Genomic DNA, 1,042 nt, shown 5'->3' with positions numbered 1-1,042 from the left:
GGGTGGCAGAAATGCCAACAAACAGAGATTGAACTGAAGAGTTTGATCCTGGCTCAGATTGAACGCTGGCGGCATGCTTTACACATGCAAGTCGAACGGCAGCGCGGGGCAACCTGGCGGCGAGTGGCGAACGGGTGAGTAATATATCGGAACGTACCCAAGAGTGGGGGATAACGTAGCGAAAGTTACGCTAATACCGCATACGATCTAAGGATGAAAGCAGGGGATCTTCGGACCTTGTGCTCCTGGAGCGGCCGATATCTGATTAGCTAGTTGGTGAGGTAAAGGCTCACCAAGGCCACGATCAGTAGCTGGTCTGAGAGGACGACCAGCCACACTGGAACTGAGACACGGTCCAGACTCCTACGGGAGGCAGCAGTGGGGAATTTTGGACAATGGGCGAAAGCCTGATCCAGCAATGCCGCGTGAGTGAAGAAGGCCTTCGGGTTGTAAAGCTCTTTTGTCAGGGAAGAAACGGTGAGGGCTAATATCCTTCGCTAATGACGGTACCTGAAGAATAAGCACCGGCTAACTACGTGCCAGCAGCCGCGGTAATACGTAGGGTGCAAGCGTTAATCGGAATTACTGGGCGTAAAGCGTGCGCAGGCGGTTTTGTAAGTCTGACGTGAAATCCCCGGGCTCAACCTGGGAATTGCGTTGGAGACTGCAAGGCTAGAATCTGGCAGAGGGGGGTAGAATTCCACGTGTAGCAGTGAAATGCGTAGAGATGTGGAGGAACACCGATGGCGAAGGCAGCCCCCTGGGTCAAGATTGACGCTCATGCACGAAAGCGTGGGGAGCAAACAGGATTAGATACCCTGGTAGTCCACGCCCTAAACGATGTCTACTAGTTGTCGGGTTTTAATTAACTTGGTAACGCAGCTAACGCGTGAAGTAGACCGCCTGGGGAGTACGGTCGCAAGATTAAAACTCAAAGGAATTGACGGGGACCCGCACAAGCGGTGGATGATGTGGATTAATTCGATGCAACGCGAAAAACCTTACCTACCCTTGACATGTACGGAAGGCCGAAGAGATTTGG

Annotated in this window: 1 rRNA gene; it reads left to right on the top strand. The window is 52.7% G+C overall.

Annotated features, from left to right (window positions below):
* Positions 1–30 precede the first annotated feature (30 nt).
* Positions 31–1,042 (top strand): 16S ribosomal RNA (locus tag IFU00_22825); the annotation flags it as partial.

Source organism: Oxalobacteraceae sp. CFBP 8761 (assembly GCA_014841595.1).
In the GTDB taxonomy this organism is placed as follows: Bacteria; Pseudomonadota; Gammaproteobacteria; order Burkholderiales; family Burkholderiaceae_D; genus Telluria.
This window is presented reverse-complemented; position numbering and strand designations above follow the sequence as displayed.